The 23,005-nt window shown below is 74.4% G+C and carries 29 protein-coding genes, 1 tRNA gene and 1 pseudogene; 14 read left to right on the top strand and 17 right to left on the bottom strand.

What is annotated here, in order from left to right; translation table 11 throughout:
• The 3 genes from NH602_RS02025 to NH602_RS02015 all read left to right on the top strand — a co-directional run.
• Positions 1-301: SelB C-terminal domain-containing protein (locus tag NH602_RS02025; protein ID WP_253066830.1), on the top strand; the 301-nt coding region annotated here is incomplete at its 5' end.
• 48 nt (positions 302-349) lie between these two features.
• Positions 350-763, top strand: coding sequence for an STAS domain-containing protein (locus tag NH602_RS02020; protein WP_062400770.1), 414 nt, complete (start codon positions 350-352; stop codon positions 761-763).
• Positions 764-1,022: 259 nt separating this feature from the next.
• Positions 1,023-1,349 carry a WhiB family transcriptional regulator gene (locus NH602_RS02015; protein ID WP_100879837.1) on the top strand — a complete coding sequence of 109 codons (327 nt, stop codon included), beginning with the start codon at positions 1,023-1,025 and terminating at the stop codon, positions 1,347-1,349.
• 95 nt (positions 1,350-1,444) lie between these two features.
• On the opposite strand, the gene NH602_RS02010 is transcribed toward NH602_RS02015, so the two are convergent.
• Together NH602_RS02010 and NH602_RS02005 are read right to left on the bottom strand one after the other, a co-directional pair.
• The gene (locus NH602_RS02010) at positions 1,445-1,930 is read right to left on the bottom strand and encodes a hypothetical protein (protein WP_179760884.1); all 486 of its coding nucleotides are present in this window, start codon (positions 1,928-1,930) and stop codon (positions 1,445-1,447) included.
• A gap of 466 nt (positions 1,931-2,396) precedes the next feature.
• The gene (locus NH602_RS02005) at positions 2,397-4,694 is read right to left on the bottom strand and encodes a SpoIIE family protein phosphatase (protein WP_253066829.1); all 2,298 of its coding nucleotides are present in this window, start codon (positions 4,692-4,694) and stop codon (positions 2,397-2,399) included.
• A 215-nt stretch (positions 4,695-4,909) separates the two neighbouring features.
• Here NH602_RS02005 and NH602_RS02000 point away from each other — a divergent pair, with 215 nt between their 5' ends.
• From NH602_RS02000 to NH602_RS01985, 4 genes are all read left to right on the top strand, one after another.
• Positions 4,910-5,338, top strand: a complete 429-nt coding sequence (locus NH602_RS02000) for an STAS domain-containing protein (RefSeq protein WP_202416284.1) — start codon at positions 4,910-4,912, stop codon at positions 5,336-5,338.
• Between the two features lie 81 nt (positions 5,339-5,419).
• Positions 5,420-5,851, top strand: coding sequence for an ATP-binding protein (locus tag NH602_RS01995; protein WP_062400766.1), 432 nt, complete (start codon positions 5,420-5,422; stop codon positions 5,849-5,851).
• 1 nt (position 5,852) lies between these two features.
• Complete coding sequence (locus NH602_RS01990; RefSeq protein ID WP_073577821.1) at positions 5,853-6,629, top strand: SigB/SigF/SigG family RNA polymerase sigma factor; 777 nt, start codon at positions 5,853-5,855, stop codon at positions 6,627-6,629.
• A gap of 90 nt (positions 6,630-6,719) precedes the next feature.
• Positions 6,720-7,937: an NAD(P)/FAD-dependent oxidoreductase gene (locus tag NH602_RS01985; RefSeq protein WP_253066828.1), complete on the top strand. Its 1,218-nt coding sequence runs from the start codon at positions 6,720-6,722 to the stop codon at positions 7,935-7,937.
• A 53-nt stretch (positions 7,938-7,990) separates the two neighbouring features.
• On the opposite strand, the gene NH602_RS01980 is transcribed toward NH602_RS01985, so the two are convergent.
• Positions 7,991-8,212, bottom strand: a complete 222-nt coding sequence (locus NH602_RS01980) for a DUF3618 domain-containing protein (RefSeq protein WP_062404273.1) — start codon at positions 8,210-8,212, stop codon at positions 7,991-7,993.
• A 274-nt stretch (positions 8,213-8,486) separates the two neighbouring features.
• On the opposite strand from NH602_RS01980, the gene bcp reads away from it, so the two are divergent.
• The 3 genes from bcp (at position 8,487) to NH602_RS01965 (ending at position 9,713) form a co-directional block, all read left to right on the top strand.
• The gene (bcp, locus tag NH602_RS01975) at positions 8,487-8,954 is read left to right on the top strand and encodes a thioredoxin-dependent thiol peroxidase (protein WP_073576290.1); all 468 of its coding nucleotides are present in this window, start codon (positions 8,487-8,489) and stop codon (positions 8,952-8,954) included.
• A 35-nt stretch (positions 8,955-8,989) separates the two neighbouring features.
• On the top strand, positions 8,990-9,640 hold the full coding sequence (locus NH602_RS01970) for an HNH endonuclease (RefSeq protein ID WP_100879834.1): 651 nt from the start codon (positions 8,990-8,992) through the stop codon (positions 9,638-9,640).
• Positions 9,640-9,713, top strand: a tRNA-Leu gene (locus NH602_RS01965). The genes NH602_RS01970 and NH602_RS01965 overlap by 1 nt, the downstream gene beginning before the upstream one ends.
• 18 nt (positions 9,714-9,731) lie before the next feature.
• Here the strand turns inward: NH602_RS01965 and NH602_RS01960 are convergent.
• Complete coding sequence (locus NH602_RS01960; RefSeq protein ID WP_179760889.1) at positions 9,732-10,445, bottom strand: TVP38/TMEM64 family protein; 714 nt, start codon at positions 10,443-10,445, stop codon at positions 9,732-9,734.
• A gap of 178 nt (positions 10,446-10,623) precedes the next feature.
• On the opposite strand from NH602_RS01960, the gene NH602_RS01955 reads away from it, so the two are divergent.
• On the top strand, positions 10,624-11,022 hold the full coding sequence (locus NH602_RS01955) for a carboxymuconolactone decarboxylase family protein (RefSeq protein ID WP_062404267.1): 399 nt from the start codon (positions 10,624-10,626) through the stop codon (positions 11,020-11,022).
• Between the two features lie 3 nt (positions 11,023-11,025).
• On the opposite strand, the gene NH602_RS01950 is transcribed toward NH602_RS01955, so the two are convergent.
• The 10 genes from NH602_RS01950 to NH602_RS01905 all read right to left on the bottom strand — a co-directional run bounded on the left by NH602_RS01950 (position 11,026) and on the right by NH602_RS01905 (position 17,611).
• A complete protein-coding gene (locus NH602_RS01950; protein ID WP_179760890.1) occupies positions 11,026-11,715 on the bottom strand; it encodes a non-canonical purine NTP pyrophosphatase in 690 nt (229 codons plus the stop codon).
• A complete protein-coding gene (gene rph, locus NH602_RS01945) occupies positions 11,712-12,509 on the bottom strand; it encodes a ribonuclease PH (protein ID WP_301549126.1) in 798 nt (265 codons plus the stop codon). The genes NH602_RS01950 and rph overlap by 4 nt, the downstream gene beginning before the upstream one ends.
• Before the next feature lie 22 nt (positions 12,510-12,531).
• Positions 12,532-13,317, bottom strand: a complete 786-nt coding sequence (locus tag NH602_RS01940; protein WP_253066827.1) for an MBL fold metallo-hydrolase — start codon at positions 13,315-13,317, stop codon at positions 12,532-12,534.
• Between the two features lie 8 nt (positions 13,318-13,325).
• Entirely contained in the window at positions 13,326-13,727 is a 402-nt protein-coding gene (locus NH602_RS01935) for a hypothetical protein (RefSeq protein ID WP_253066826.1), read from the bottom strand.
• Positions 13,720-14,094 (bottom strand): hypothetical protein, encoded by a 375-nt coding sequence (locus NH602_RS01930; RefSeq protein ID WP_073576167.1) that lies wholly within the window; start codon positions 14,092-14,094, stop codon positions 13,720-13,722. The genes NH602_RS01935 and NH602_RS01930 overlap by 8 nt, the downstream gene beginning before the upstream one ends.
• Positions 14,095-14,225: 131 nt before the next feature.
• Positions 14,226-15,056 (bottom strand): glutamate racemase, encoded by an 831-nt coding sequence (murI, locus tag NH602_RS01925; RefSeq protein ID WP_062400757.1) that lies wholly within the window; start codon positions 15,054-15,056, stop codon positions 14,226-14,228.
• 3 nt (positions 15,057-15,059) lie between these two features.
• On the bottom strand, positions 15,060-15,656 hold the full coding sequence (locus NH602_RS01920) for a rhomboid family intramembrane serine protease (RefSeq protein WP_073576168.1): 597 nt from the start codon (positions 15,654-15,656) through the stop codon (positions 15,060-15,062).
• Between the two features lie 59 nt (positions 15,657-15,715).
• Positions 15,716-16,663, bottom strand: coding sequence for a PLP-dependent cysteine synthase family protein (locus NH602_RS01915; protein ID WP_073576169.1), 948 nt, complete (start codon positions 16,661-16,663; stop codon positions 15,716-15,718).
• 62 nt (positions 16,664-16,725) lie between these two features.
• Positions 16,726-17,001: a MoaD/ThiS family protein gene (locus NH602_RS01910; RefSeq protein ID WP_073576170.1), complete on the bottom strand. Its 276-nt coding sequence runs from the start codon at positions 16,999-17,001 to the stop codon at positions 16,726-16,728.
• Between the two features lie 115 nt (positions 17,002-17,116).
• Positions 17,117-17,611, bottom strand: a complete 495-nt coding sequence (locus NH602_RS01905; RefSeq protein WP_100880863.1) for a M67 family metallopeptidase — start codon at positions 17,609-17,611, stop codon at positions 17,117-17,119.
• A 134-nt stretch (positions 17,612-17,745) separates the two neighbouring features.
• Between NH602_RS01905 and NH602_RS01900 the strand changes: the two genes are divergently transcribed.
• Complete coding sequence (locus NH602_RS01900) at positions 17,746-19,431, top strand: bifunctional UDP-sugar hydrolase/5'-nucleotidase (RefSeq protein WP_179760892.1); 1,686 nt, start codon at positions 17,746-17,748, stop codon at positions 19,429-19,431.
• A 16-nt stretch (positions 19,432-19,447) separates the two neighbouring features.
• Here the strand turns inward: NH602_RS01900 and NH602_RS01895 are convergent, their stop codons facing one another.
• Positions 19,448-19,999, bottom strand: a complete 552-nt coding sequence (locus NH602_RS01895) for a DUF2017 domain-containing protein (protein ID WP_100879829.1) — start codon at positions 19,997-19,999, stop codon at positions 19,448-19,450.
• Positions 20,000-20,001: 2 nt separating this feature from the next.
• Positions 20,002-20,310, bottom strand: a complete 309-nt coding sequence (gene clpS, locus NH602_RS01890; RefSeq protein WP_060710877.1) for an ATP-dependent Clp protease adapter ClpS — start codon at positions 20,308-20,310, stop codon at positions 20,002-20,004.
• 38 nt (positions 20,311-20,348) lie between these two features.
• Here clpS and NH602_RS01885 point away from each other — a divergent pair, with 38 nt between their 5' ends.
• Together NH602_RS01885 and NH602_RS01880 are read left to right on the top strand one after the other, a co-directional pair.
• Complete coding sequence (locus tag NH602_RS01885) at positions 20,349-21,635, top strand: nicotinate phosphoribosyltransferase (protein ID WP_073576172.1); 1,287 nt, start codon at positions 20,349-20,351, stop codon at positions 21,633-21,635.
• A 3-nt stretch (positions 21,636-21,638) separates the two neighbouring features.
• Positions 21,639-22,214, top strand: coding sequence for an isochorismatase family protein (locus tag NH602_RS01880; protein ID WP_179760894.1), 576 nt, complete (start codon positions 21,639-21,641; stop codon positions 22,212-22,214).
• A gap of 61 nt (positions 22,215-22,275) precedes the next feature.
• Here the strand turns inward: NH602_RS01880 and NH602_RS01875 are convergent.
• Positions 22,276-22,570: pseudogene (locus NH602_RS01875) on the bottom strand (BCCT family transporter); the annotation flags it as partial.
• Positions 22,571-23,005 lie beyond the last annotated feature (435 nt).

Here is a 23,005-nt window from a genome sequence, read left to right as displayed (position 1 = left end):
CGGGGCCCCGTTCGCCGCGCCGGGGGCTGCCCGGCTCGCGGAGCTGGGGCTCGGGCCGCGGGAGCTGGCGGTGCTCGACCGCGCCGGGGAACTGCTGCGGGTGGCCCCGGAGGTCGTGCTCGGCCCCGACGCGCCGGAGCGGGCGGTCGCCGCGCTCGACGGGCTCGACGGCGCGTTCACCGTCTCCGCCGCACGGGAGGTGCTCGGGAGCAGCCGCCGCGTCGTCGTGCCGCTGCTGGAGCTGCTGGCCCGCAGGGGCCTCACGGTGCGGATGCCCGACGGGACACATCGCCTGCGCTGAGCGGGCTCCGAGTGGCGACGCCGTGCCGCGGTGCCTACCGTCGACCCAATGACCGACCCCCGTCCGCCCGCCGCCGGCACCACCGACGGCTCGGGCGGGACGTCACCCGATGTCACCGACACCTGCGACGGGCTACGGCTGGAGACCTCCCGGCCCGCGGACGGGACGGTCGTCGTCGCCGTGACCGGTGAGCTGGACATGCTGACCGCCCCGGAGCTGCGGCACGCGGTGGCCGAGCAGATCTCCGCGGCCTCGCTGGTCGTGCTGGACCTCGACGGGGTCCGTTTCCTCGGCACCTCCGGGCTGGCGGCGCTGATCGAGCTGCGGGAGCAGGCCCACCGGGCCGGGGTCGAGCTGCGTCTGGCGTGCACCGAGCGGCGTGTCCTGCGCCCGATCGGTATCGCCGGGCTGCACCATCTGTTCGACATCCACGACGACGTGCAGGCCGCACTCGACTCCTGAGAAAGTGACCTGAGTCACATCCTGGCGTGCCCGGATCCACCCGGCGGCCCGGCACAGCGCGCGGCGCGGAGGTGCGTGGCGGTGTCGTGAACAGGGGCGATGCCCGGTCCGTCCGACCGCGCGGCCGGCCCCGCACACCTCGCACGGCCCGTCGCTAGCACCGATCCCGACGTCGCGCAGGTTTGATCTCGAACCCCCTCGGGAACCGGGGTGAGGAGCCAACCCGGTCCTCCCGGGCCCCGAGCGACGAGGTGAGCACGTGAGCGACGTTTCCCGGCTTCCCGGCCCGATGGACGACGTGTGGCAGTGGCAGCGACTGGGTGCGTGCCGCGGCATGGACAGCGCCGTGTTCTTCCACCCCGACGGGGAGCGCAACCCCTCCCGGTCGCGTCGCACCGAGCGCGCGAAGCAGGTCTGCCGGGGATGTCCCGTGCTGCAGGAGTGCCGCCGCTTCGCGCTGGCCAGCCGTGAGCCGTTCGGCGTGTGGGGCGGGCTGGGCGAGTCCGAGCGCCGCGCCATCATCGAGCGTCGCGACGCCGAACACATCGTCGCCGAGCAGGGCCCCGGCCTCGCCGCCGTCGTCTGACGGACCGCGTACGACGGATCACCGATCCGGCACGGCCCGCCCGGGTTCCGGGCGGGCCGTTCTGCTGCGCGGCCGTTCTGCCCACCCGGCCGGCGTCACACCGCCGAGGGCAGGGCCTCCGGCTCCGTGACGTCCTCCGCGACGGGTCCGGCGGGCCGGTAGGGCAGCACCGGCAGGCCGTAGACCCGGGCGACGCGGCGCACCGCGCGACGGACCACCTCGATCTCCGGGTCGTCCACCGGCCCGGCGGCGGCCGGGGCCACGCACCAGGTGTCGTCGTCGGGGTCGAACCCGACCAGCTCCGAGAGCGCCGCGACGAGGTCCGCCTCGTCGCCGTCCTGCACCGCCCAGCGCAGCCCGAGCCGGTGCAGCCGCACCCGCTCGACCGGCAGCGCCTCGACCGGCACGTCCTCGGTGTCGTCCTCGGCCGCCAGCAGCTCCCGCGCCTCGGCCGGTGTGAGCGGGCGCCGGGTGGGGGCCGGGTCGTCCCGCACGACCAGCAGGTCGGTCTCCCCCGCCTCACCGGAGAGCGCCGCGAGCGGGCCCCCCGCACGGGCGGACTCCGCCGCGGTCAGTGCCACCGCGACCAGCCTCCGCGGTCGCGTCGTCCCCTGCCTCACGCTCGCCCCCGTCGATCCCACACGTCGTCGTCCGTCGAGTACAACGCCCGGATCCCCGATTCGGGTGCCGATTACCCACCCGGACGGACGAGTGGAGTCACCCGGTCCACGAGCGGACGACGACCCCGCGCCCGGAACCCACGGACGGCGTCGACCGCAACACCACCGTGACCTCGGCCCGACCACCGGTAGCGCGGATGGGCCGGACGGTCGAACGGCGCAGGCCCGCCGCCGGGCGGGGCACCGCCGGTGGGCGGCCGCCCCGGACGGTCGACCCCGGACGCCCGACGCGGCCGGTAGCGGTCGACTCGGCCGGCCGGGACCGCCGACACGGCAGACCGGCCGCCGATCGGGTCGGCCGGTGCGGCCGATCGGGTCGCTCCGCGCAGCCGGGTCCGGGCGGGTGACGGTCCGGCCGACCGGACCGTCAGGCCGGGTGGTCCAGACGGATCGCGAGCAGGGCGATGTCGTCGTCGAGCCGGTCCGGCAGGCACACCTCGAGCACCCGCTCCACCACCCGCTCGGGGTCGGCGTCGGACGGCAGCTCCTCCAGCGTGCGCTCGATGAGCTCGGTGCGGGCGTCGGCGTCCTCACCGACGATGTCGGTCAGACCGTCGGTGTAGAACACGAGCAGCGACCCGGCCGCACACGGGACCGTGGCGCCGCCGCGGTGCGCCCCGGCGGCCCGCCCGAACTCCGGCACCGCGCCGAGCATCGGCGAGTGGTGCGCGTCGAGCCGGTGCAGCCGGCCCTGGGGGTCGCGCAGCAGCGGCGCCGGGTGCCCGGCGTTGGCGTAGGTCAGCTCGCGTCCGCCGTCGGGGCCCACCGGCCCGAACCGGGCGTACACAGCGGTCGCCATCGCGGCGATGTCCAGGCCCTGCACCAGCTGGTCGCAGCGGTCGAGCACCGGCCCGGGCGCGTCGCCGCCCCAGGCGTAGGAGCGCAGCACACCGCGCAGCTGCCCCATCGCGGCGGCCGCCGACAGGTCGTGGCCGACGACGTCGCCCACCGCGGCACCGACCGAGCCGTCCGGCATCGGCAGCACGTCGTACCAGTCCCCGCCCACCTGGTTGCCGTCCGCGCCCACCAGGTAGCGGGCCGCGACCCGCATCCCGGGGACCTGCGGCAGCGCCGGGAGCAGGCTGTGCTGCAGGGTGGCCGCCGCAGCCCGCTCCACCTCGTAGAGCCGGGCGTTGTCGACGGCCAGCCCGGCACGGCCCGCGAGGTCCGAGGCCAGGTGCAGGTCGCGCTGGGTCCAGCGACGGCCGTAGGGGAACTGGGTGGACAGCGTCACCAGGCCGAGCACCCGGCCGCGGCCGAGCAGCGGGACGACCATCGCCGAGCGCAACCGCAGCCGCTCGTAGGCGTCGGCCGCCTCCGGGTCGTCGGGGTGGACCTCGCGGCCGTCGTCGGGCAGCTCCTGCACCAGGTACGGCTTGCCGGTCCGCACCGCGGTCTCGGCCTGCTGCTCGATCCGCACGGCCCCCAGTGGACCGGACCGCGACAGCAGCGCCTCGTCGTCGGCGTCGCGGGCGGCGACGGCCATCCGTTCGCGGGTCGCCCCGTCGGGGGTGTCGAGCAGGTCCACCGTGCACAGGTCGGCCAGCTCCGGCACCACGATCCGGGAGAAGCGGCGGCAGGCGTCGGCCACGTCGAGCGCCGTCGTCATCTGGGTGGTCGCCTCGGCGAGCAGCCGCAGCTGGGCCCGCGCGGCCTCGGCGTCGGCGAGCGCCGCCCGCCGCTCCTGCTCGACGACGACCCGCTCGGTGACGTCGCTCTGCACACCGACGAAGTTGACCAGCTCGCCGTCGCCGTCGTGCACCGGCGAGATGGACACCTGGTTCCAGAACGCGGTGCCGTCGCGCCGGTAGTTGAGCAGCACCTCGGTGATCGCCCGCCGTTCCCGCAGCGCCTCGCGCACCCGGCGGACCGCCGACCGGTCGGTGTTGGGGCCCTGCAGGAACCGGCAGTTGCGCCCGGCCACCTCGTCGAGGGGGTACCCGGTCAGCCGTTCGAACGACGGGTTCACCCAGGCCAGCGGGTCGTCCTCACGCTGCGGGTCGGAGATGGTGAACGACATCTCGGTGGCGAGCACCGCACGGTCGCGCAGGAACCCCATCCGGTCGCGGTCCTCGCCATGGCCGGCCTCGGAGTCCGACAGCGGCAGCAGCACGGCCAGCGCCCGGCCGGGCCCGGTGGCCGAGGACTGCGCGTAGGTGCCCTGCCCCTGGGCTCCGGGGTCGGCCAGCGCGAACCCGGTCACCCAGACCAGGGTGCTGCTGGCCGTGGCCCCCTCCCCCGGGACCGGGACGCCGTCGCGGTCGGGCATCAGCCCCGGCCCGTGCAGCGCGACCGGCTCGCCGGACACCGTCTCGCCGGAGGCGATCCGGGCCAGCGGGGACCCCTCGCCGGTGTACGGACGGCCGTCCAGGTCGGTCAGCCGCGCGGCCTCGCTCCACTCGCGGACCCCGATGGGCAGCCGCACCGGGCGGTCACCGGCCAGCTCCAGCGCGGTGGTGTTGGCGTAGACGATCCGGCGCTCGGAGAGGTCGATCATCAGGACGGCCACCTGCGCCCCACCGCGCACGTGCGGCATGGCCGGGGTGCTCGGCTGCTCCCCGAAGGACTCCACCGAGGTCGCGACCGCCTGGTCGACGGCCCGTTCCACCGCGTCGCCGGGGGGACCGGCCGGGGCGTCGGGGCCGAGATCGGAGTACCGCGTCACCCGGGCGAGCCTAAGGGCAGGCGCCGTGCCGGGCCCGCCGAGCCCGGCCGGTATCGTCGGGCCCGGTCTCCTGTCGTGGGTGGACCGGACCCGGCGCGGGCCAGGACGGCCCCGCCGCGGCCCCGGTGCGTCGTGCGGCGCGAGAAGACACCTGCCCGTCGAGAGCACGGCGGCGCTCCACAACGCTTCCGCGCCGTCCGGCGCCCGACACGGAGGTGATCACCCTGCCCGGATCCGCGCCGGCGCAACCGTCCCGGGGGGACGGGGACGCCGAGCTGGACGGCACCGACTCCGCCCACCTCGGCGTCGGCTTCTCCTCACCGCGCAGCGGCCTGACCGTGCTCACCGTGCGCGGCGAGGTCGACACCCTGACCGCACCGCGTCTCGAGACCGCCCTCGACGAGCTGCTGGACCGCGCCCCCGACGGCGACGGCCGCGACCTCGCCGTGGACCTGGAGGGCGTCACGTTCCTCGCCTCCAGCGGCCTCGGTGTGCTCATCCACACCGCCCGGCGGGCCGCCCGGGACGGACGGCGGCTGTTCGTCGTCGCCACCAACCGGGCCGTGCTCCGGCCGCTCGAGGTCACCGGCTCCGCCCAGCTGTTCACCGTCCTGCCCGACCAGGAGGGCATTCCCGGCGCCTGAGCGGGCACCCGGTCCTGCACACCCCCGCCGGAGGCGACATGATCCGGCCCGACACCCCGTCGCACGAAAGGACTCGTCAGCGTGGCCCAGGAGGACGTGGCAGGCACGGCGCACGGCGCCGGCACCGACAACACCGTCGAGATCAGGGTCGCGGCGCGGCCCGCGCTGATCCCCACGGTCCGTGCGGTGGCCTCCGACCTCGCCGCACGCGCGGACTTCGACCTGGACGCGGTCTCCGATCTGCGGATGGCCGTCGACGAGGCGTGCGCGACGCTGGTCGCGATGGCCGCTCCCGGCTCGCCGCTGCGGTGCACCTTCGCCGTCTCCGACGAGCGGATCGAGGTCACCGCCCGGGTCGAGACCGGCACCGGTGCGCAGCTGCCCACCGACTCCTTCGGCTGGCGGGTCCTGCAGACCCTGGCCGATCACGTCGCGGTCGAGTCCGGTGAGGAGGACGGCGGGCGCCCGGCCCTCACCATCCGCCTGCACAAGCTCGCGGGTCACGGGCTGTGACGTGACGTCGGACCCTCAGTACGCCCACCTCACCCCGCTGCTCGAGCAGTACGCGGGTCTCGACGACGGCGACCCCCGTCGGGAACAGCTGCGCGATCAGCTCGTCACCGGCTACCTGCCCGTCGCCCAGCACATCGCCCGCCGGTTCAACCACCGGGGCGAGCCCCTCGACGACCTCGTGCAGGTCGCGACGGTCGGGCTGATCAACGCCATCGACCGGTTCGACCCGGAGAAGGGCGGTGAGTTCTTCTCCTTCGCCGTGCCCACGATCTCCGGTGAGGTACGCCGGCACTTCCGGGACCAGAGCTGGTCGATGCGGGTGCCGCGGCGGCTCAAGGACATGCACGTGTCGATCAACGGCGCGGTGTCCGAGCTGTCCCAGACCCTCGGTCGCGCGCCCCGGCCCTCGGAGCTCGCCGAGTACCTCGACCTGCCCGTCGCCGAGGTCCTGGAGGGCTTGGAGGCCGCCGAGGCCTACCGCAGCTCCTCGCTCGACGAGATGCTGTCGTCGGAGGACGGCAGCGCCACCGTCGGCGAGCTGGTCGGCGACGCCGACGCGGAGCTCGACCGGGTCGACTACCGCGAGTCACTGCGCCCGCTGCTCGCCGAGCTGGCGCCCCGCGAGCGGACCATCGTGATGCTGCGGTTCTTCGGCAACCGCACCCAGACCCAGATCGCCCAGGAGGTCGGCATCTCCCAGATGCACGTCTCCCGGCTGCTCGCGCAGACGCTGTCCCGGCTGCGCAACCGGCTCGACCCGGAGGACCGCACCTTCTGACGCCCGGGCCGCGCGGCGACGCCGTGCCCCGTCCGCGAGGATCGGGGCGGGACCGGCGCACCGTCCGGGCCCGGAGCAGGGAGGTAGGAGATGAGCGTGCCGGAACACGTGCTGGTGGTCGGCGCAGGGCTGGCCGGACTGCGCACGGTGGAGAACCTGCGCCGGGACGGTTACGAGGGCCGGATCAGCCTGGTGGGGGCCGAGGAGCACCTCCCCTACGACCGCCCGCCGCTGTCCAAGCAGTTCCTGGCCGGTGAGTGGGAGCGCACCAAGGTCGACCTGTGCACCGCCGAGGACCTCGACGAGCTCGGCGTACGCACCCACCTCGGCCGCTCCGCGGTCGCCCTGCGGCCCGCCGAGGACCCGGCCGACGGCTCCGAGGTCGAGCTCGACGACGGCACCGTCCTGCACGCCGACGCCGTCGTCCTCGCCGTGGGGGTCACCTCCCGGGTGCTCGACGACCAGCCCGACTCCGCGCACCTGCTGCGTGCCGTCGACGAGTCCGAGCAACTGCGCGACGCGCTGGCCTCGGCGTCGTCGCTGCTGGTGGTGGGTGCCGGGTTCATCGGGGCCGAGGTCGCGAGCACCGCCCGGGACCGGGGTGTCACGGTGACCGTGGTCGAGACCGGCAGCGTGCCGATGGCACGGCTGGTGGGCGAGCAGGCCGGTGCGGTCGTGGCCCGGCTGATGGGCGACGCCGGGGTCGACCTGCGTACCGGGGTGTCGGTGTCGGAGCTGACGGACTCGGGCGCCACGCTCTCCGACGGGTCGACGGTGACCGCCGACGAGATCGTCGTCGGCGTCGGCGGCATGCTCGACCTGGGCTGGTTGGAGGCCACCGGCGTCGACGTCGCCGACGGCATCCCCTGCGACCACCGCGGCCGGGTCGACGGGCTGCCCGGAGTGTGGGCGGCGGGCGACGCGGCCGCCTGGACCGACCCGGACACCGGCGAGCGCACCCGGCTGGAGCACTGGACCTCGGCGAGCGACCAGGCCGCCGCGGTCGCCGCGGACATCACCGGCACGACCCCGCCGCCCGCCGCGGTGCCGTTCTTCTGGTCCGACCAGTTCGGCATGAAGATCCAGCTCGTCGGGCGGCCGGACCGCGCGGACTCGCTGCTGCCGCTGCACGGCGAAGGTCTCGACGACGGCCCGGTGAAGGGCACGGTGCTCGGCTACCTGCGCGGCGACGACCTCGTCGCCGTCGCCGGGTTCGGCGCGGCCCGGCTGGTCGCCCGCTACCGCCGCCCGCTGGCCGAGGGTGCCGACCGCGCCGCGACGCTGGAGCTGCGCGACTCGCTGTCCTGACACACGAACGCCCGGCCGGTGCGGGCACCGGCCGGGCGTGACGTGCAGGCGGTCTAGCGGAAGATCGAGCGGACGATCGCCAGCCCGACCAGCGCGCCGACCGCGATCAGCGAGTACTTGACCTTCGGGTCGGCGAGCCGCTCCGCGAGCTGCTCCTTGCCGCCCTCGATGAGGTTCTTCGGGTTCGCCCGGTCCGCCAGGGCGTCCAGACTCTCGGCCAGCGCGTCCCGGGTCTTCTCGATCTCGCGCTGGATGTTCTCGGGGTCGCGGGCCACCACGTCCACCTCCGGTTCGGCCGGTACGCGTCCGCGCCCGGGACTCCTGCTGCTCGCGCCCGACGCTGCCCCGACACCGACGTCCGGGCACCGCGAGCGGCGTGGCACACACCGTAGCCACCGCATGGTCCGGTCCGCGCGCCCGGCCACCGGCGCGCCGCCGATCGGGTCGGCCCGATGGTCGTCCGCGCCGCACCGTCCACAACCGGCCGGTACGTCCACAGGCACCGCACTCGGCTCCGCGGCCCGCCCGGCGGGTGGCACGCTGATCGTCATGAGCACACGGCTGCAGGCGGGCGACACCGCCCCCGACTTCACCCTCGACGACGCCGACGGCACCGCCGTCTCCCTGGCGGACTACCGCGGCCGCAAGGTCGTCGTCTACTTCTACCCGGCGGCGAGCACCCCGGGCTGCACGAAGGAGGCCTGCGACTTCCGCGACAACCTCGCCGAGCTGAACGGCGCGGGCATCGACGTACTGGGCATCTCCCCGGACAAGCCCGCCAAGCTCGCAACGTTCCGCGACAACGAGGAGCTGACCTTCCCGCTGCTGTCCGACCCGGACCGCGAGGTCCTCACCGCCTGGGGCGCCTTCGGTGAGAAGAAGCTCTACGGCAAGACGGTCACCGGGGTCATCCGCTCCACCTTCCTGGTCGGCGAGGACGGCACGATCGTCGACGCGCAGTACAACGTGAAGGCGACCGGGCACGTGGCGAAGCTGCGCCGGGACTGGAAGGTCTGATGCCCGTCCGGCCGGCGGGCGCGGGGTGAGCGGACGTGCCCCGCGCCCGCCGGTGGACCGACGAGGAGCTGGTCGCGGCGGTGGCGGTGTCGCGACGGTTGAGCGAGGTGTGTCACCGGCTGGGCATCCGGCCCGGGCGGTACGACCAGCTGCGAGCCCACATCGTCCGGACCGGCGCGGACGCGAGCCACATCCCGGGCGCGCTCGACCCCGGGCACCGCAACCACCGACGGCGCTACACCGACGGCGAGCTGCGGGCGGCCGTCGCGGCCGAGGTCAGCGTGCACGCCGTGCTCCGGCGGCTCGGGTACGAGCCCAGCGGCGGCATGTTCCGGGCGGTGGTCGCGCATATCCGGACGCTCGAGCTCGACACGACACACTTCACGGGGCGTTCCTGGGCCCGGGGCCGGACCTTCCCGGGGCGGCGGGCACGCCCGCTGGCGGACATCCTGGTCCGCGGGTCGAGCTACCGCAGCAGCGCGACCCTGCGCCGGCGGCTCGTCGCGGAGGGGCTGAAGGCCGCGCGGTGCGAGGGGTGTGGCCTGACCGAGTGGCAGGGACGACCCGTCCCGCTCCAGCTCGACCACGTGAACGGCGACCACACCGACAACCGGCTCGAGAACCTTCGTATCCTGTGCGCGAACTGCCACGCCCTCACCGATACCTGGTGCGGCCGAAAGAACTAGCCGGCGTACTCCAACTGGCAGAGAGACACGGTTTAGGTCCGTGCAAGTGCGGGTTCGAATCCCGCCGCCGGCACGCATCGCGTCGCCCGCCTCACCCGGCGGGCGGCGCGGTCCGGGTCGGCTCCGCGCCTCCGGGCGCGACGGCGTCGGCCTCGTCCGGCAGTGGCCGCCGCGCGGCGAGCAGCACCCCGCCGAGACCGAGCACCGCGCAGATCCCGGAGACCAGCAGCAGGGTCGGCGGTACGTGCCCGGTCACGGCGTCGCCGAGCGCGACGACGGCGATGGTGCTCGGCGCCGACCCGATCACGGTGCCGACCAGGTAGGGCCAGAACCGCACCTGGGACAGCCCGGACAGGTAGTTGAGCACCGCGAACGGCACCATCGGGATCAGCCGCAGCGACGTCACCGCGAGCACTCCGTGGTGGTCGAGCCTGCGGCGCACCCACACCGCGCGCGGGTGGCCGGCGTAGCGGGCGACGAGCCGCCCACCGGTGACCCGGACGAGCGCGAACGCCACGACCGCGGACAGCGCGGTCGCGAACAGGGTCAGCGCCGCACCGCCGACGGCGCCGAACAGCACCCCGGCGGACACGGTGAACACCGTCCGGGGGAAGGGCGGGACGTTCAGCGCGACCTGGAGCAGCACGAACACGACCGGGCCCCAGATCCCGGCGGACTCCACGGCCCGGCGCAGCTCACCGAACCGGGGGACGGCGGACAGCCCCAGGGACCGGGCCACGAGTACGACGAGTGCGGCCGCGAGCACCAGCCCGAGGCAGCCCAGCAGAAACCGCCACCACCGCACGGAGATCACGGTACCGAGACCCGTGCCGGTGCCGTCGGCCGCGGTCGTCGCACGTGACCGGGCTCCCCCGTGTGCGCCGCCGGCCGCAGCCGTCCGGCGTGGCCGGGCACCTCCGGACGCGCCACCGGCCGCGGTCGGCGCGCGTGCCGTCGCGGTCGGCCGTGAGAGGCTGCCGACCATGAGCGACTCGGGTATCGACCCCGCCGAACTGGACGCCGACGGGCTGGCCGTGCGCCGCGAGGTCCTCGGCTCGGACTACGTCGACGCGGCGCTGGGCCGCGTCGACGACACGACCGCGGACTTCCAGAAGCTGATCACCCGCTACGCGTGGAACGAGATCTGGACCCGCCCCGGGCTGGAGCGCCGGATGCGCTCGGCGGTGACGCTGACCGCGCTCGTCGCGCACGGGCACTGGGAGGAGTTCGAGCTGCACGTGCGGGCGGCCCGGCGCAACGGCCTGACCCGCGACGAGATCGTCGAGATCATCCTGCAGACCGCGATCTACTGCGGGGTCCCGGCGGCGAACTCGGCGTTCCGGATCGCGCAGCGCGTCCTCGCCGAGCCCGCTCCCGAGTAGTCCTCAGCCGTCGGCGAGCAGCGCCTGCAGGTGCGGGACGAGCGCGCGCAGCGCGGTCCCCCGGTGCGAGGCGGCGTCCTTCTCCTCGGCACTGAGCTCGGCCGAGGAGCGGCCGTCGCCCTCCGGGGCGAAGATCGGGTCGTAGCCGAAGCCGTTCTCCCCCCGCGGGGCGCGCAGCAGGGTGCCGCGCCACGTCCCGTGCACCACGGTGCGCCCGGGCACGGAGACCTCCGCGTCGGGGCCGACGGTGCCGACGGTGTCGCCGGAGGCGGGGTCGGTGTCGGGGCCGGCGGTGGCCGCGTCGGGCGTCACCAGCGCGGCGGCGCACACGAACGCGGCGCCGCGGCGCTCGTCGGGGACGTCGGTGGTCTGCCCGAGCAGCAGCTGCAGGTTGGCCTCGTCGTCGCCGTGCCGGCCGGACCAGCGGGCGGAGAAGATGCCCGGCATGCCGTTCAGGGCGTCGACGGTGATGCCGGAGTCGTCGGCGATCGCGGGCAGCCCGGTCGCGGCGGCGGCGTCGCGGGCCTTGGCGAGCGCGTTCGCGGCGAAGGTCGCGCCGGTCTCGGGGGCCTCCGGGAACTCGGGGACGTCGGCGAGCCCGACGATCTCCACCCCGGAGAGCCCGGCGGCCTCGGTGATCCGGCGCAGCTCGACGAGCTTCTTGGCGTTGCGGGTGGCGAGCAGGATCCTCACGCGTCGCCCTCCCCCGCGGTGTCCGGGGCGTCGGCGGCCTGCGCGGCGATCTTCGGGTGCGGCGCGGCGAGCACCTCGACCTGCAGGCGGGCCAGCTCGGCGATCCCGGCGAGCGCGGAGTCCAGCATGGCGTCGAGGGTCGAGCGGGAGAACGTGGCGCCCTCGCCGGTGCCCTGGACCTCGATGAGGGTGCCGGTCTCGGTGGCGACGACGTTCGTGTCGACCTCGGCCCGCGAGTCCTCGGAGTAGGGCAGGTCGAGCCGGACGCGGCCGTCGACGACGCCGACCGACACCGCGGCGACCTGGCAGGAGATCGGCTTGGGGTCCGACAGCTTGCCCTGCTCGCCGAGCCAGGTGACGGCGTCGCACAGGGCCACGTAGGCGCCGGTGATGGCCGCGGTGCGGGTGCCGCCGTCGGCCTGCAGGACGTCGCAGTCGATCGCGATCGTGTTCTCGCCGAGCGCGCGCAGGTCGATGCAGGCGCGCAGGGACCGGCCGATCAGCCGGGAGATCTCGTGGGTGCGGCCGCCGATCCTGCCCTTCACCGACTCCCGCGACGAGCGGGTGTCGGTGGCCGAGGGCAGCATCGCGTACTCGGCGGTGACCCAGCCGAGGCCGGATCCCTTCCGCCAGCGCGGTACCCCGTCGGTGACGCTGGCGGCGCACAACACCTTCGTGTCACCGAACTCCACCAGCACCGATCCCGCGGGGTGCTTCTGGAAGCCCCGGGTGATGGTCACCGGCCGCATCTCGTCGTCGGTCCGGCCGTCGGCCCTGCCCTCTGTTCGTGTCACCCGGCCATCGTAGGAAGCCGGCTCAGACCTCGAACACCGCGTCGGGCCGGGCGAGCTCGACGGTCCCGCCGAAGGCCGCCTTGGCCTCGGCGCCGAGGGACTCGCGGTCGAACCAGGCCGGGACGTGGGTGACGACCAGCCGCTGCGCCCCGGCGGCCGCGGCGTGCTCGCCCGCCTCCCGTCCGGACAGGTGCACCCCGGGCGGCCCGGCCTCGACGTGCGGCCAGCTGGCCTCGCAGAGCAGCAGGTCGGCGTCGCGGGCGGCCTCGACGAGCCCGGGGCAGGCGGCGGTGTCCCCGGAGTAGGTCAGGACCCGGCCGCGGTGCTCGAGGCGCAGCGCGTAGGCGGGGCAGACGTGCACGACCTCGTACGCGGTGACGGTGACGGCGTCCTCACCGGTGCCGACGGTGAACGGCTCCCCCACCACGAGGTCGTGGAAGGAGAAGACGTCGGTGAGATCGGTGCGGGCGTAGTCGGACTCGGTGACGGCGTCGGCGCGGGCGAAGCGGGCGTGCGCACCGGCCGGGGCGTGCACGACCAGCTTGCGCGCGGTCGCGTCGAACGGGGGCCGGGGGTGGTAGCGACGGTGCACCACCAACGACGGGAAGTCCGAGCAGTGGTCGGGGTGCAGATGGCTGAACACCGCGGCGTCGAGGGAGAACGGGTCGGCGTGCCGTTGCAGGGCGCCGAGGGTGCCGTTGCCGAGGTCGAGCGTGAGGCGGGTCGCCCCGGCCTCGACGAGGTAGCCCGATGCCGGGGACTCGGGTCCGGGGCCGCTGCCGGAGCACCCGAGAACGATCAGCCGCATGCGCGACCCTAACCCGTTCGTGAGGTACGCCGCAGCCACCAGAGCCCGACGAACGGCAGCACCAGCGGGACGAAGCCGTAGCCGGCGCCGAAGTGCGACCAGACCGTCTCGCGGGGGAAGTCGGCGGGGACGACCGTGGTGAACGCGCCGACGGCGAGCACGCCGACGAGCTCGAAGACCACGGCGGACCAGGCGAGGCGGCGGAAGCCGGGACCGGTGCCCGCCAGACCGACGGTGGCCAGGATGTAGACGAAGCCGGCGAGCGCGGACAGCGAGTACGCGAGCGGCGCCTCGCCGAAGCGTTCGGCGATCTGCACACCGGCCCGCGCCGAGGCCGAGAGCGCGAAGACGCCGTAGACGGCGATGAGGATGCGGCCGGGGCCGGTGGCGGTGGCGCGGGGCTCAGGCACCGGGCACCCCCGGGATCCACAGGCCCTGCAGGCGCAGCACGGCGACGAGCGTCCCGATCGCGCCGACGGCGATCACGGCGCCGCCCCAGCGGCTCGGCTCGGCGGTGGCGAACTGCAGTGCGATCACCGGGACGCAGACCGCGACGGCGAGGTAGATGAGGAAGGTCGACTGCTCGGGCAGGGTGACCCCGCCGAGCAGGACCCGGTACGCCGCGATCGCCGCCTGCACGACGATGAGCGCCACACAGATCCCGACGGCGACGGTGTGCACCCGGCTCGGGGGCCGGTTCAGCGCCGTTGTGACCAGCCCGAACAGCGCGGTGGCCGAGAGCGCCACGGTGATCACCAGGACGAGCGTTCCGATCACGGCGGGAACGCTCCCCCCGCCTCCCCCGACCGCCGCGCCGGACCCGCCCGCGCCCGGTCCGCATCCACACCTGTCGACCGGTTCCCACACCTGCTGCGGCAGGTGTGGGTCCGGGGAAGCGGGTGTGGCTGTCAGGCGGACGGGAGCGCGGCGCCCGCGCGGCCCACGACGGAGCCGATCTCGGGGCCCAGGAACCGGCGGCCGAGCCGTGCGAAGGGTTCCGGGTCGCCCGTGGCGAGGAAGCGGTGCGGCGCGGGCGGAGTCGTGTCGTCGCGCAGCAGGTCGTGCGCGTGCAGGGTCCGGACCAGGGTGCGAGCCGTCTCGTCGGCCGAGGACACCAGCGTCACGTCCGGGCCGAGGACGATCTCCAGCACCCCGGACAGCAGCGGGTAGTGGGTGCAGCCGAGGACGACGGTGTCGACCCCGGCGCGCTGCAGCGGTTCCAGGTACCCCTGGGCGACGCCGAGGACCTGGCGTCCGCTGGTGGTGCCGCGCTCCACGAAGTCGACGAACCGGGGGCAGGCCACCGAGGTGATCTCGGTGTCGCGGGCGGCGTCGAAGGCGTCGGCGTAGGCGCCCGAGGCGATGGTCGCGGCGGTGCCGATGACGCCGATCCGGCCGTTGCGGGTGGTGGCGACGGCGCGGCGCACGGCCGGGCGGACGACCTCGACCACCGGGACCGGGTAGCGCTCGCGGAAGTCGGCGAGACAGGCCGCCGAGGCGGAGTTGCAGGCGATGACCAGGGCCTTGACCCCGGAGTCGACGAGTTCGTCGCCGATGGCGAGCGCGAGGCGCCGGATGTCGGCCAGCGGGCGCGGCCCGTAGGGACTGTGCGCGGTGTCGCCGACGTAGACGATCTGCTCGGCGGGCAGCAGGTCGATGACCGAGCGGGCGACGGTGAGTCCTCCGACTCCGGAGTCGAAGATGCCGATCGGGGCGTCGATACCGGGCGCGTCGCTCACACCCTAGGAGGGTAGGCGGTCGGCCTTGGCCACCCAGTAGGCGGCGACGACGCCGCCGACCGCGCCGAACAGATGGCCCTGCCAGGACACCGACGGGTCCGACGGCAGCACGCCCCAGAGGATCGAGCCGTAGAACAGGAAGAGCACGAGGGCGAGCAGGATCTGCCTGCCGTTGCGGGCGTAGAACCCGCGCACGAGCAGGAACAGGAACCAGCCGAAGACGATCCCGGACGCGCCGATCACCGGGGCCGGCGACACGAGCCACACCCCCAGCCCGCTCACCAGCCAGATCGTGGCGGTGACCGCGAACCACTGCACCGGCCCGCCGGACATCGCGAGGAACCCGAAGATCAGGAACGGCAGGCTGTTCGCGGCGAGGTGGGCCCAGTCGTCGTGGACCAGCGGCGCGGTGAGGACACCGGTGAGCCCCTCGGTGCTGCGGGGGTAGATCGCGGCGGCGGACTCGACCATGCCGCCGGAGGCCTGGTCGACCGCCTCGAACACGTAGAGCGCGGCGGTGAACACCAGCATGATCACCGCGGCGCGCACCGGTGCCGGCGGCAGCACGCGGGCGGGACGGCCGTCCGGGAGCGCGGTCATGTCACCCACGATACCGGCCTGGCCGCCCGATTCGCCCGTTACGTACCGGTTCGGCCCGGTCAGGCCCAGAGGTGACCGTCGATGCCCTGCGCGGCCGTGCCCAAGTCGCCGGAGTAGGCCCCGGTGGACAGGTACTTCCAGCCGCCGTCGCACACGATCATGACGACGTCGGCGCGCTGCCCGGCGTCGAGCGCCTTGTTCGCGACGCCGAGCGCGGCGTGCAGGATCGCGCCGGAGGAGATCCCGGCGAAGATGCCCTCCTGCTCGACGAGCTGGCGGGTGCGGCGCAGCGCGTCGTAGGAGCCGACCGAGAACCGGCCGGTCAGCACGGTCTCGTCGTAGAGCTCCGGGACGAAGCCCTCCGAGAGGTTCCGCAGGCCGTAGACGAGCTCGCCGTACCGGGGCTCCGCCGCGACGACCTGCACGTCGGGCTTGTGCTCGCGCAGGTAGCGCCCGGCGCCGACGAGGGTCCCGGTGGTGCCGAGCCCGGCGACGAAGTGGGTGATCGACGGCAGGTCGCGCAGGATCTCGGGGCCGGTGCCGCGGTAGTGCGCGTCGGTGTTGGCCGGGTTGCCGTACTGGTAGAGCATCACCCAGTCCGGGTGCTCGGCCGCCAGCTGCTTGGCGACGGCGACGGCCTGGTTCGAGCCGCCCGCCGCCGGCGAGGAGATGATCTGTGCCCCGTACATCGCCAGCAGCTGGCGACGCTCCTCGGAGGTGTTCTCCGGCATCACGCAGATGATCTCGTAGCCCTTGAGCCTCGCGGCCATCGCGAGCGAGATCCCGGTGTTGCCCGAGGTGGGCTCCAGGATCGTGCAGCCGGGCGTGAGCAGCCCCTGCTTCTCGGCGTCGGTGATCATCGCCAGCGCGGGCCGGTCCTTGATCGAGCCGGTGGGGTTGCGGTCCTCCAGCTTCGCCCACAGCCGCACGTCCTCCGACGGCGACAGGGACGGCAGCCCGACCAGCGGGGTGTCGCCGACGGCGTCCAGCAACGAGTCGTAACGCACGGGTTCTCCTCACACGACGGCACCGGGCGGGGACGCCGCCCGGTGCCGGGGTCCGGTGGGGCTCAGCGACCGCCGGCCACGGCCGGGAGGATCGTGAACGTGGAGGACTCGGAGACCGGGGCCTCCAGGCCGCCGGCGAAACGGATGTCCTCGTCGTCGACGTAGATGTTGACGAAGCGGTGCAGCTTGCCGTCGGTGATCAGACGGTCCTTGATGCCGCTGTGCCGCGACTCCAGGTCGTCGATGACCGCCGAGACGGTGTCGCCCTTCGCCTCGACGGTCTTCTCACCGTCGGTGTGCGTGCGAAGGATGGTGGGGATGGAGACGGAGACGGCCATCTCTGTGATCACTCCTGGTGGGTCGCTCTGGCGTGGATTTCTCACGCGCGACAACGCGGCCGGAGTACGGCGACATTCCCGCGCGACCTCCGGCGCGGGTGCGCGAGAGGGTCGATCAGGCCCGGTCGGGCACGTCGTCGGAGCCGGTGTGGGAGAACATGTAGGACTCCACGACCGCCAGCTCGTCCTCCACGACCTCGCCGTCGGCGAGGTGGTAGGAGCGCACCTCGGGCTCGGCGTCGGCGGTGGCGAGGCCCACGATCAGCCAGTGCTGGTCGGGGGTCCACTCCATCTGGGCGACGTCCTTGGGCGACGGGTAGGCCTCGGGCAGGCCGGTGTGCGCCACCGGGCGCCGCGGCAGCCGCGTGTGGGAGTGGACGACGAGCATGCGGCGCTCACCGGCCGCGTCCAGCTCGCGCTCCAGGCGGATGTCCTCGGCCGGGGCGAAGGCGAAGTCGCTCGCCACCTCGTCGGCGTTGGTCATCGGCACGTAGCGCTCGGGGTGCTCGCCGGTCTCGGGACCGACGAGCTGCCCGCACGACTCGACCGGGAAGTCCCGGCGGGCATGCGCGACGATCGCATCGACGAGGTCGGACCGGAGGACGAGCACGGCCTGAGGATACGCGGCCACGGCCACGGGACCGAACACCCGCCGGGCCGGAACCGCCCGTTCACGCACTCGACACCACGGTCGGTGATCCCGGCCACGGCCTCCCGTACGGGGGTGCGGCCATACTGCCCTGCGTGCCCTCCTCCGGTCGCCGTGTCGGACTCGTCCTCGCCGCCGTGCTCGTCGTCGTCCTCGCGGTGGGGGTCACCGTCGAGGCGGTGACGCTCTCGGGTCGCCCCGCCGCGGGCGCGCCGGGCTCCGGCACGGTGCGGCTCATCGCACTCAACGACCTGCACGGCAACCTGGAGCCGCCCTCGGGGGCCTCGGGCCGGGTGACCGACGACGCCGGCGCGCAGGTCGAGGCCGGCGGCACCGCGTTCGTCGCCGCGCACGTCGCGGCGCTGAGGGCGCAGGCCCCGGCGAGCGTGGTGCTGTCCACCGGCGACAACGTCGGCGCGTCTCCGCTGGCGTCGGCGCTGTTCCGCGACGAGCCGACCGTCGAGGTCCTGGAGCGGATCGGCGTCGCGGCGTCCGCCGCGGGGAACCACGAGTTCGACGAGGGCATCACCGAGCTGCGCCGGCTGCAGCGCGGCGGCTGCCACCCGGCCGACGGCTGCCGCTTCACCCCGTCCTACGACGGCGCGTCGTTCCCGATCCTGTCGGCGAACGTGACCGAGGGCGGGAAGCCCGCGCTCGCCGCGTCGACGGTGGTGGAGACGGGCGGCGCCCGGATCGGCGTCATCGGCGCCACTCTGTCCGAGCTGCCCGACCTGGTCTCCCCCGACGGCATCCGCGGCCTGGAGGTCGGCGACGAGGTCGCCGCGGTCGACGCGGCGTCGCGCGAACTGACCGCGCAGGGGGTGCGGGCACAGGTGCTGCTGCTGCACCAGGGCGACGAGGCGACCGGCGACGGCGGCCCGGACGCCTGTGCGATCGAGCCCGGCGGGCCGGGGTCGCGGATCGCGGCCGCGGTGTCCGCCGACGTCGACGCGGTGTTCTCCGCGCACACCCACCAGCAGTACGCGTGCTCGGCGACAGACCCGGCCGGGAACCCGCGACCGTTCGTGCAGGGCCTGTCGTCCGGCAGGTTGCTGTCGGTGGTCGACCTCGCCCTGACCGGCGACGGCGACGTGGACCGCGGCGCGACGACGGCCCGCAACGAGGTCGTCACCCGCGACGTCGCCCCCGACCCGGCCGTCGCCGACATCGTCGACCGTGCGGTCGCGCAGTCGCGGCCGCTGGCCGAACGGCCGGTCGGAACGGTGACCGGGCCGCTGCTGCGTGCGGCCGCACCGACCGGGCTGTCCCCGCTCGGCACGGTCATCGCCGACGCCCAGCTGGCGGCCTCGCGCGGTGACGGCGCACAGCTCGCGCTGACCAACCCCGGCGGGGTGCGCGCGGACCTGGTGCCGGGCCCGGGCGGGCGGGTCACCTACGGGCAGGCCTACACGGTGCAGCCCTTCGGCAACATCCTGCAGACCATGACGCTCACCGGCGCTCAGCTGCGCGCGGTGCTCGACCAGCAGTTCACCGTCGACGACGGCCCGACGGTGCTGCAGAGCTCGTCGAACCTGCGTTACACGGTGGTGGCCGGGAACCGGGTCGGTGACATCTCCATCGGCGGCGTCGGAGTCACCGAAGACGGCCGCTACCGGGTCGCGACGAACAACTTCCTGTCCGCGGGCGGCGACGGCTTCGACACCTTCACCGCCGGGACCGAGCTGGTCGGCGGCCCGGTGGACCTCGACGCGTTCGTCGCGTACCTGGGCGCGAACCCGGGCCTGGCCGCGCCGTCGACCGACCGGATCGTGCGCCGCTGAGGGTCGGCCGGGCGGGTCAGAGCCCGCGGACGCGGACCCGGACCAGGGAGTCCTGCACGTAGGTCAGCCAGTGGTAGACGCCCAGGTGCTGGGCCCGCGGGTCGTCGTCGGACAGCTGCTCGGGCATGTCCTCGTTCACGTCGAGGGCGGTGCCGAGCGCGAGCCGCACGTCGTTGAGGGCGGCCAGCCAGGCGTCGACCTGGGCCTCGGTGAGCTCGAGCCGTCCGCCGGCCTCGGGCAGGGTGTCCAGGACGGTCGCCGCGGCGGTGTCCTTGGCCTCGATCAGCGACGGCTCGTGCAGCGAGCGCATCCCGCCGGCGAGGTCGGAGTCCTCGGTGGTGAAGTCCGGCAGCAGCCGGGCCAGCACCCGGTCGGTCGGCCGCGACGTCGGACCGGTGCGGATGCCGGTGAGTTCGGCCAGCTCGTCGGTGGGCGCGAGCTCGGCACGACCGGCGAGCATCTGGCGGATCTCGACGAACAGCCCCCGCAGGACGACGGCCTCCTCACCGGAGAACCCGGACGTGTAGCGGACGCGGTCGCCCCGGCCGCTGCGCTTCCAGCCGTTCACGCTCAGGCCCGCTGCATGGTGGCCCACAGGCCGGCCGCGTGGAGCTGGGCGACGTGACCCTCCACGGTGTCCTTGTCCCCCGCCGACACCGCGGCGCGTCCCTTGTGGTGCACGTCGAGCATCAGCGCGGTGGCCTTCGCCTCGGGGTAGTGGAACACCTTCTGCAGCACGTAGGTCACGTACGACATGAGGTTGACCGGGTCGTTCCAGACGATGGCCTGCCACGGCGTGTCGGGGCCGGCGGACTCGTCCAGGTCGGGCGTGACCTGCTCGGTGGGCGCCGGGGACGGCGCTGGGGACGGCGCGGACATGCACCCCATGGTGGCACAGGAGCCGTAGGCTCCCGGCCATGACCGGCACGGCCCTGCTGACCGACCGCTACGAGCTGACGATGGTGGCGGCGGCCCTCGCCGACGGCACCGCGGAACGCCACTGCGTCTTCGAGCTGTTCGCGCGCCGCCTGCCCGACGGGCGCCGCTACGGCGTCGTCGCCGGGACGGGGCGGCTGCTGGAGGCGCTGGAGAGCTTCCGGTTCTCCGCCGCCGACCTGGAGTTCCTCGCCCCGGTCGTCGACGCGGCGACCCTGGAGCGCCTGGGCGACTACCGCTTCTCCGGCGACGTCGACGGCTACCCGGAGGGCGAGCTGTACTTCCCCGGCTCCCCCGTCCTCACCGTGACCGGCACCTTCGCCGACGCGGTGATCCTGGAGACCGTCGCCCTGTCGATCTACAACCACGACTGCGCGATCGCCTCGGCGGCGGCCCGGATGGTGACCGCGGCGGCCGGCAGGCCGCTGATCGAGATGGGCTCGCGGCGCACCCACGAGGAGGCCGCCGTGGCCTCGGCCCGGGCCGCGTACCTGGCGGGCTTCGCGACGACGTCGAACCTCGCCGCGGGCGCCCGGCACGGCATCCCGACCGCGGGCACCGCCGCGCACGCCTGGGTCCTGCTGCACGACGACGAGCCGGCCGCCTTCGCCAGCCAGGTCGCCGCGCTGGGCACCGGCACCACGCTGCTCGTCGACACCTACGACATCCGCCGCGGCATCGAGCACGCCGTGGCGGCCGCCGGGCCCGGGCTGGGTGCGGTCCGCATCGACTCGGGCGACCTCGGCGAGCTGGCCCGCCAGGCCCGCGAGCAGCTCGACGCGCTCGGCGCCACCGGCACCCGGATCGTGCTGTCCGGCGACCTCGACGAGTACGCGATCGCCTCGCTGCGCGCCGAGCCGGTCGACTCCTACGGCGTGGGGACCTCGGTGGTCACCGGGTCGGGCTCGCCGACGGCCGGGATGGTCTACAAGCTCGTCGAGGTCGACGGACGCCCGGTGGCCAAGCGATCGAGCGCGAAGGAGTCCCGCGGCGGGCGCAAGGCGGCGCTGCGCCGGTTCAAGCCGACCGGGACCGCGGTCGAGGAGGTCGTGTACCCCTACGGCACCGACCCGGTCCTCGGGCCGCACGACCGGGCGCTTCCGGTACCGCTGGTGCGGGACGGGAAGGTCGTCGCCGACGACGTCGTCACCGGGCTGGAGGCCGCCCGGGAGCGGCTGCGGACGGCGCTGGTCGCCGTACCGTGGGAGGGGCTGAAGCTGTCCCGCGGCGAGCCTGCGATCCCGACCACCTTCCTCACCGGGAGCTGAGCCATGGCACGAGCGTTGATCGTCGTCGACGTCCAGAACGACTTCTGTGAGGGCGGCGCCCTCGCGGTGGCCGGCGGGGCCGCCGTGGCCGCCGGGATCGGGCCGCTCGCGACCGCCGGCCGCGACGGGCGGGTCTACGAGCACGTCGTCGCCACGAGGGACGTGCACGTGGACCCGGGGCCGCACTTCTCCGACACCCCGGACTTCGTCGACTCCTGGCCGCCGCACTGCCGCGCGGGGACGCCGGGCGCGTCGTTCCACCCGGCGCTGGACGTGGCGCCGATCGAGTGCGTCTTCGACAAGGGCGCCTACACCAGCGCCTACTCCGGGTTCGAGGGCGCCAGCGCGAACGAGTCGGGCACCCCGCTGGGCGACTGGCTGACCGAGCGCGGGGTGACCGAGGTCGACGTCGTCGGCCTGGCGACCGACCATTGCGTCCGGGCGACCGCGCTCGACGCGTCCCGGCTCGGGCTGGCGACGACGGTGCTGCTGCACCACTGCGCGGGGGTGGCCCCGGAGACGACGGAACGGGCGCTCGCCGCGCTGACCGAGGCCGGCGTGGAGCTGCGCACCGCCTGACCCCCGGGGTGCCGCGCTGGGACAGCGTGCCCATGACGATCGACGCGGCGTCGGCGCCGGACACGAACAGCGCCAACGCCCCGGCCGGCACCATGGTGGTGTTGGACAGCAGTTGGATGCCCTGGGCGACGCCGGACACCGCGGAGAGGATGAACGCCGCGGTCAGTCCGACGATGATCGTCGCGAGCACGCCGGCCCCCGGCACCCCGTCGACCCCAGCCGGCGGTCTGCATGCCGCCGCCGATCTGGAACGCGCCGAGACCGAGGGACGCGGCCGAGCCGAACAGCGTCGCGACGATCGCGAGGATGTCGATCGCCCTGCCGATCGCCCCGTCGGCGGTCTTCTGCCCGATCAAGCGCCAGCGCGGCCCCGATCCCGAAGACCGTCCGGTCCGTGCGGGGGCGTTCCGGGGGTGCTCCGGGGTCCTCGGTACACGACCGGGGATCGACCTGCGTCATGACGTCTCCACCTCTGTCCGGGCGCGGGGGAGGTGCGGTCCGTACGCCGCTCCGTGGGCCGTGCGGTCCCGCGGCCGGGATCGTCGACGCGACGGGTGGACGGGGAACGGGGCCCGCCGGCCGGCCCCGGGGGGCGGCGGACGTGCGGCGATCGGCCGGGATCGACACCCGGCAGCACCTACTCCCCATCAGATACTCGAGTAATATATCTGTGCACGATACTCTGAGGCCGAAGCGGTGATCAAGACCTGATCAGCCGCCCGGAGTCCGACGACACCGGAGTCGCCACCGTGCCGTCAGCAGTTCCGTCGCCCCCACCCGCGGCGACCGGT

Origin of the sequence: Pseudonocardia sp. McavD-2-B (genome assembly GCF_024124365.1) — a bacterium.
Lineage (GTDB): Bacteria > Actinomycetota > Actinomycetes > Mycobacteriales > Pseudonocardiaceae > Pseudonocardia > Pseudonocardia alni.
Note: the sequence above shows the minus strand (reverse complement) of the source record. Positions and strands in the feature narration are given on the sequence as shown.